This window comes from Belnapia sp. AC561 (assembly GCF_979252845.1).
The window spans coordinates 150,567-157,064 of the sequence record NZ_CEEDBP010000011.1 but is presented as its reverse complement, the minus strand read 5'-3'; the positions used below and the strand labels follow the sequence as shown (position 1 = coordinate 157,064).

The window sequence follows — 6,498 nt, the reverse complement described above, 5'->3', positions numbered from 1 at the left end:
CGGCGGCGGCGGATTGGAAGATAGGTTCGATAGACAACATGCAAATTCCCGATTCAAATTTTATGTGAAAAGCGACACAGGAAATGTGAATAAAACCTATTTCTTAGACATTAAACGACAAGCCAAATGCAAATTTTGCCAGCGCATCGCAAATGCATCCGACACTTCAAACCAGCTACCATCATTTCCTACACCGTGATTTGCGCCCATGCATGAGCATTGACACTCATGGCCGACTGCATTCATACAAGCAGAGGCGCATTTTTCTATCTCTCGAAAAGGCTGTATCACATAGACCTTACCATATTTATGTAAGCTCCTATTGACTAGATCATTGAACCAAGATTTTGGGACCTCCCAGTAGTTTCCTTCCTTAATCCATTCCGGTGATAGTCTGTTATCGGATTTAATCCAGTTTCTATTCGTGACCTCGTATGGAACTCGAAATCTAATTTTTTCTCCCTTACCTCCTCGCCTAAGAAATACCGGTATCAGTTTTTGCTCCCAGATCTCAGATAAATTTGCGTCGGAATGTTTCATAACGCAGCATTCTCCGCCAAACTACGCTTACCAATATACCATTTTCGTTATGTCATCAATATGATACTTCTAATCAAAAAGCGCTTCGCTACGCAAATTTGGAAAATGCAGACTATTAAGCGGACGCATCACAAATTTGTGATGCATTAACTTGCATCGCCTGCATCTTCTAAATTATAGATTAGTCATCCAGATGACTTCGGTCTTCTTTGATGAAGCCTGATGCTCAGTGCAGGGCCATCCGTGTTTAGGGATGAGTTTGGAGGCCTCAAATGGGGCCTAATTCGCAACAGAGGTTTTTGCAGATGCTTATCCTTCAAACGTTTGCGTATTTCAGGCGGAAACCGAATAGGCCCCAAGCTAGGCGTCACATCGATCGAACAGCATTTGGCTGATATTATCTTTATGCCGCATTGACAGCAACCATCTTTCCTAACATGAGTATCAGGAATACCAGAAACCACAACAACCTTGCTGTGTTTCAGGCAATATTTGCAGCGAATAATTAATATTTCCTCGGTCATTGTAGCCCTCTTCGGTGATAACAATTAATATATATCGCATTATATCCACTAAGACAAATAATATTTATATCTTTTTAATAGAGCCGCGTAAACGTTTTCCGTTTTCCGCCACCATTCGTGTAGTTCTCTGCAAATAACTGTCATTTGCAGAGAACTAAAACCCAGGCTTTTGGTGTTACTACAGAAAAAATAAATACGTATACAATAATGGAATGACTTTGCTGATCGTAGTAATTTTATTTCATTTAACTGCATTTTTCTGCACTCAATATCATTTTCAGATATAGCATCTGGGCTTTTTAGAATAAAATTAATAGTGCTATAAGTTTAAATAAAAAATTGCATTTGCCGTAAATGTCCTCAAGCATAAACCACTCGAACTAACACCGGTCCAGGCCGGGTTCCGGCCTAGTAGGTGGGTCCGGGAGGGCAAAGCCCTCCTGGCCGTGGCTGCCCCTGCCCCGGTGGATGCCCGGGTCAAGCCCGGCCATGACGTGTTGCGACTTACCCCTCGTGTTGCGGCCATGCCGCGAGAATCGACGAAGCGACCGGAGGCCAGCACGCCTCAATCCTCCCACCCCCCTATTCTCATGCCAACGAAACCAATTTACCGTCCGCTTCGGCAAGCCAACGAAGGAGGACGCCGTGCCTGGGACTGCCGACGCCAGAAGCCTCTGGTTCCTGAATGGCCATGTCACCGTGCATCTCGCCATGGCGGATCACGCGGGTGGCTTCTCCCTCACCGAGCACCGGATGCCCCACGGCTTCGGGCCGCCCTATCACGTGCACCACGAGGAGGATGAGACCTTCTACCTGCTGGAGGGCGAGCTCCGCTGCAAGCAGGCGGAGACCATCCGGCAGGCCAAGGCCGGCGATGTCGTCCACCTCGCCCGCGGCATCCCGCACGGGTTCCGGGTGCTGTCGCCGGGTGGCGCGCGGGTGCTGATCGTCAGCACCGGTGGCTTCGAGGCGATGATGCGGGCCTGCTCGGTAGTCGCCCCCTCGGTGAGCCTGCCCGAGCCCCGCGAGCCGACGCCGGAGATGCAGGCCCGGCTGGCGCAGATCTGCGCCGAGAACGGGATCGAATTGCTCGGCCCGCCGATCGACTGAGCGAACCCGGACCGGTCCAGGCCGGGTTCCGGCCTGGTGGGTGGGTCCGGGAGGGCAACGCCCTCCCGGCCTTAAACCTACCCCCCCTGCCCCTTCTTATGCGCCACCAGCGCCATCAGCCGCCGGTCCCGCCAGCCGCTCCGCCCGGCGATCCCCTCCAGCGGCAGTGCTGCCCGCCGGTCCTCCGTCACCCGCTCCACGGTCGCCGCGTCGTAGTCGTAGGGGGTCTGTTCCTCGGTGATGCCGCCCATCAGCGGGCCGAAGCGCTCGACGTAATCCGCCACGCCGCCGGGGGCGTTGAGGTCGATGGTCTCGAAGGGCCCCATGAAGGACCAGCGCAGGCCGAGGCCGTCCTTCACGCAGGCGTCCACGTCGGCCGGGGACATCACCCCGTCCCGCACCAAGCGGAAGGCCTCCGCCACCAGGGCCGCCTGGAGGCGGTTGAGGACGAAGCCGCGGGTCTCCTTCAGCGCCACCACCGGGACCTGGCCGACGCGGTCCATCAGGGCGCGGGTGCGGGTGATGACGGCCGGGTCGGTCCAGGGGGCGCCGACGAGTTCGACGAGGGGGATGAGGTAGGGCGGGTTGACCGGGTGGGCGACCAGGCAGCGGCCGCGGCCGCGCAGATTGCCGGTGAAGTCGCTGGCCGGGATGCCGCTGGTGGAGGAGGCGAGGATGGTCTCCGGCGGGCAGAGGCGGTCGAGCTCGGCAAACAGGTCCTGCTTGGGGCCGAGGCGTTCGGGCCCGTTCTCCTGCACGTGGGTGGCGCCGGCGACGCAGGCCTCCAGCGTCTCGGCCGCGGTGATGCGGGCGGCGATGGCGGCGGGGGCCTCGGTGACGAGGCCGGCGGCATGGAGGTCGGCCAGGCTTTCGGCGATGAGGCCGAGGGCGGCGTCGGCCACGCCGGGCGCCTTGTCCCAGAGGGAGACGGTCAGGCCGGCGCGGGCGAAGACCATGGCCCAGGCCCGGCCGATGAGCCCGGCGCCGACGACTGCGATGTGATCCATTGTGGTTCCCCCGTTGCGTTCCGTTGCATCCGGCCGCTTGATCCTGGCCCCGCCGGGGGCGATGTAACGGCCTGAGATGATGGAACGCAATGCGATGACGGCTGACAGTCCACCGGGCGGTCCTTGGGGCCGTCCTGCCGCGCCGCAGCCCGGCGCCGAGGGGGATGGCCGGTTCACCGGCCGGCTGGGGAGCAGCCTGGCCGGACGGTTGCGGGCCGGGGGCCCAGGGGATGGTGCGGGGGGTGGCGCGGGCGGCCTGCCGCTGACGACGCCGCTGGTCTGGGCCTGGGGTGGCGTGCTGCTGACGGCCTCGACTTGGCTCGTCGGCGTGATCGCGCTGTTCCGCGGCTTCGCCGGGCTGTTCGACTGATGGTGGCGGAGGTCGCGCGCGGCGCCCTGGGCGCCTGGGTCGGGTTGCGGACGCGCTGGCGGGGCCTGGCGCTGCCGATCTTCGCCTCGCCGCTGCTGCCCTCGGCCTTGCTCTTCGCCATCGGGGACGACGACCGGGCGGCGCTGGGCTCGGTGCTGGGCTTCGGGGCGAGCCTGCTGGCGGCGCGGGTGCTGCGGCGCGGGCGGTCGGGGGATGCGAAGCGCGCCTCCTGGCTGATGGCGGTCGGCACCGGGCTGGCGGCGAGCATGGCGGGGGAGATGGGCAGCGTGATGCCCTTCGTCTTCGGCGCCGGGGCGCTGTTCGGCACGCGGATGATGTACCAGGCGCTGCCCGAGGTGGCGCCGCCCCCGCCGCCGCCGCAGCCGGAACCCGCGGTGGTGCCGGCGGCGCCGGACCGGGCCGCGGGCGTGGTGGCCGAGAGCCGGGCGCGGCTGGCGCGGATCGAGGCGGTGGCGGAGCGGCGGGCGGACCCGAAGCTGCGCGGCGTGGCGGCGGCGATGGAGGGGGTGCTGGACGACCTCTCCCAGCATCCCGACCGCCTGCCACAGGCGCGCCGCTTTCTCGCCGTGCATCTGGACGGGTTGGAGCGCATCACCGCGCGGCTCGAGGCCGGGGCGGCGGCGCCGGAAGGCCTGCCTCCCCTGCTGGACGAGCTGACCCGGACCGCGGGGGAATTGCGGGAGAGGCTGTCGCGGGAGGAGAGCGCGGCGCTCGAGATCCAGGTGAAGGTCCTGTCGGACCGGCTGCGCGAGGAAGGCTACCGATGAGCAATACGATCCAGACGACGCCCGAGGTTGCCTTGGAGCCGGTGCTGCCGCCGCGGGAGGCGGAGGTGGCGAAGCTGGCGGCGCGGCTCGACATCGCCGATCCCGCCAGCATCCTGCGCTTCGGGCAGGAGGCGCAGAACCGCGCGACGGTCGCCGCCGATGCGATGCTGGAAGGCGCCAAGAACCGCGAGGCGGGCGAGGCGGGCGTCACGCTGTCCACGCTGATCGGCACGCTGCGCGGCTTCGACATGCGCGGCCTGGGCGACAAGGTCGGCTTCTTCGCGCGGCTCTTCGGCAAGGCGCGGGCGGAGACGGCGAAGGTCCTGCAGCGCTACGAGACGATCAAGGGCCAGGTGGAGGCGGTGGGCGACAAGCTCGACACGCACCGCACCCGGCTGCTGGAGGATGTGGAGAAGCTGGAGCGGCTCTATGCCGCGACGCTCGAGTGGTTCCATGCGCTGGGCGACCACATCGCCGCCGGCGACACGGTGCTGAAGCGGGTGGATGGGGAGGCGATCCCGGCCATGACGCGGGAGGTCGAAGGTGGTGATTCCACCGCGGCGCAGAAGCTGCGCGACCTGCGCACGGCGCGGGACGAGCTGGAGCGGCGGGTGCACGACCTGCGGCTGACCCGGCAGGTGGCGATGCAGGCGCTGCCTTCGATCCGGCTGATCCAGGAGAACGACAAGGCGCTGGCGGCGAAGATCCAGAGCGTCATCGCCAATACGGTGCCGCTGTGGCGACAGCAGCTGGCCCAGGCGCTGGCGATCCAGAACATGCGGGAGGCCGGGCGCAGCCTGAAGGACGCGACCGACCTGACGAATGAGTTGCTGACCGGCAATGCCGAGCGGCTGCGCCAGGGCAATGCCGAGGCGCGGGTGCAGATCGAGCGCGGCGTCTTCGACATCGAGGCGGTGAAGAAGGCCAATGCCTCGCTCGTCGCCACCATCGAGGACAGCCTGCGGATCGCCAACGAGGCCCAGACGCAGCGGGTGAGCGCGACCAGGGAGCTGGAGAAGGCGGAGGGCGAGATCCGCCGGGTGCTGGTGGCGGCCCGGGCGAGCGGCGGGCGCGGGCAGGAGCCGGCGAAGCCCTTCTGAGGGGTGCTCTCGGTTTCGGGCCTTGACGCCGGGGCCGCCCTCGCCTCCTAGGGCGGGAAAACCGGGAGCTTCCATCCAATGATCACGCGTCGCGCCGCGCTTGCCAGCGGCCTCGTGCTGGCCGCGCCCACCCTGGCTCTGCCGGCCCTGGCCCAGACAACCTGGCCGAGCGGGCCGATCCGGCTGGTAGCCCCCTTCCCGCCCGGCGGCAGCGTCGATGCCATCTCCCGCCTGCTGCAGCCGCATCTCAGCGCGGCGCTCGGCGTGCCCGTCGTGGTGGACAACAAGGGCGGCGCCTCGGGCTCGATCGGCACGCGGGAAGTCGCGCGCTCGGCGCCCGACGGCAATACCTGGGTGCTGGTCTTCGACACCCATGCGGTGAACCAAGCGCTGATCCCGAACCTCGGCTTCGACACCCAGAAGGACCTGGCGCCGGTGCTGCTGATCGGCACCGCGCCGATGCTGATCACCGCGCACAAGTCGCGGCCCTGGCGGGATTTCGCGCAGCTGGCCGCGGCGGCCAAGGTGAAGCCGGATACCATCAGCTACGGCACCATCGGCAATGGCTCGCTCGCGCATCTGACGATGAAGCTGGTGGAGCGGGAGACCGGCACCAGCTTCGTCCATGTCCCCTATCGCGGCGGCGGGCCGCTGGTGACGGCTTCCGCCACGGGCGAGGTCGACCTGCCGACGGCGACCGGCACCGTGCTGGCCTCGCAGATCCAGGCGGAGACGATCCGGCCGCTGGTCAGCACCGGCTCCCGCCGGGCCAGCGTCGCGCCCGGCGTGCCGACGCTCGCGGAGCTGGGCGTGCCGGTGACCGCCGATGCCTTCTGGGGCGTGCTCGCCCCGGCGGGGACGCCGGCGCCGATCCGGGCGCGCTTCGAGGCGGCGCTGCGCACCGCGCTGGCCGTGCCGATGGTGCGGGAGCGGCTGACCGATACCCTCGGCGTCGACCTCGACCCGCAGGGCGGGCCGGAATTCGGCGCCTTCCTGGCCAAGGCGATCGAGACCTGGGGCAAGGTGGTGCGCGACAACGGCATCCGGCCGGATTGAGCG

7 protein-coding genes are annotated in these 6,498 nt (G+C 65.3%); 6 read left to right on the top strand and 1 reads right to left on the bottom strand.

From position 1 onward, the window contains the following. The coding region (locus AC0IW9_RS11945; protein ID WP_471648471.1) for a hypothetical protein at window positions 1-199 on the top strand (199 nt) is incomplete at its 5' end. Window positions 200-1,709: 1,510 nt separating this feature from the next. Beyond that, on the top strand, window positions 1,710-2,174 hold the full coding sequence (locus tag AC0IW9_RS11940) for a cupin domain-containing protein (protein WP_471648470.1): 465 nt from the start codon (window positions 1,710-1,712) through the stop codon (window positions 2,172-2,174). Between the two features lie 77 nt (window positions 2,175-2,251). Here the strand turns inward: AC0IW9_RS11940 and AC0IW9_RS11935 are convergent, their stop codons facing one another. After that, window positions 2,252-3,181 carry a 3-hydroxyacyl-CoA dehydrogenase gene (locus tag AC0IW9_RS11935; protein ID WP_471648469.1) on the bottom strand — a complete coding sequence of 310 codons (930 nt, stop codon included), beginning with the start codon at window positions 3,179-3,181 and terminating at the stop codon, window positions 2,252-2,254. Between the two features lie 94 nt (window positions 3,182-3,275). Between AC0IW9_RS11935 and AC0IW9_RS11930 the strand changes: the two genes are divergently transcribed. The 4 genes from AC0IW9_RS11930 to AC0IW9_RS11915 all read left to right on the top strand — a co-directional run bounded on the left by AC0IW9_RS11930 (window position 3,276) and on the right by AC0IW9_RS11915 (window position 6,495). Further along, window positions 3,276-3,551 (top strand): hypothetical protein, encoded by a 276-nt coding sequence (locus tag AC0IW9_RS11930; RefSeq protein WP_471648468.1) that lies wholly within the window; start codon window positions 3,276-3,278, stop codon window positions 3,549-3,551. After that, complete coding sequence (locus AC0IW9_RS11925; protein WP_471648467.1) at window positions 3,551-4,339, top strand: hypothetical protein; 789 nt, start codon at window positions 3,551-3,553, stop codon at window positions 4,337-4,339. The genes AC0IW9_RS11930 and AC0IW9_RS11925 overlap by 1 nt, the downstream gene beginning before the upstream one ends. Continuing rightward, entirely contained in the window at window positions 4,336-5,439 is a 1,104-nt protein-coding gene (locus AC0IW9_RS11920; RefSeq protein WP_471648466.1) for a toxic anion resistance protein, read from the top strand. Before AC0IW9_RS11925 ends, AC0IW9_RS11920 begins: the two co-directional genes overlap by 4 nt. A gap of 78 nt (window positions 5,440-5,517) precedes the next feature. After that, window positions 5,518-6,495 carry a Bug family tripartite tricarboxylate transporter substrate binding protein gene (locus AC0IW9_RS11915; protein ID WP_471648465.1) on the top strand — a complete coding sequence of 326 codons (978 nt, stop codon included), beginning with the start codon at window positions 5,518-5,520 and terminating at the stop codon, window positions 6,493-6,495. Window positions 6,496-6,498 lie beyond the last annotated feature (3 nt).

Bases quoted from the DNA above. Each gene is read 5' to 3' on its own strand.
- AC0IW9_RS11935 (WP_471648469.1), bottom strand. From the start codon at position 3,181: ATGGATCACATCGCAGTCGTCGGCGCCGGGCTCATCGGCCGGGCCTGG.
- AC0IW9_RS11920 (WP_471648466.1), top strand. From the start codon at position 4,336: ATGAGCAATACGATCCAGACGACGCCCGAGGTTGCCTTGGAGCCGGTG.
- AC0IW9_RS11915 (WP_471648465.1), top strand. From the start codon at position 5,518: ATGATCACGCGTCGCGCCGCGCTTGCCAGCGGCCTCGTGCTGGCCGCG.
- AC0IW9_RS11930 (WP_471648468.1), top strand. From the start codon at position 3,276: ATGACGGCTGACAGTCCACCGGGCGGTCCTTGGGGCCGTCCTGCCGCG.
- AC0IW9_RS11925 (WP_471648467.1), top strand. From the start codon at position 3,551: ATGGTGGCGGAGGTCGCGCGCGGCGCCCTGGGCGCCTGGGTCGGGTTG.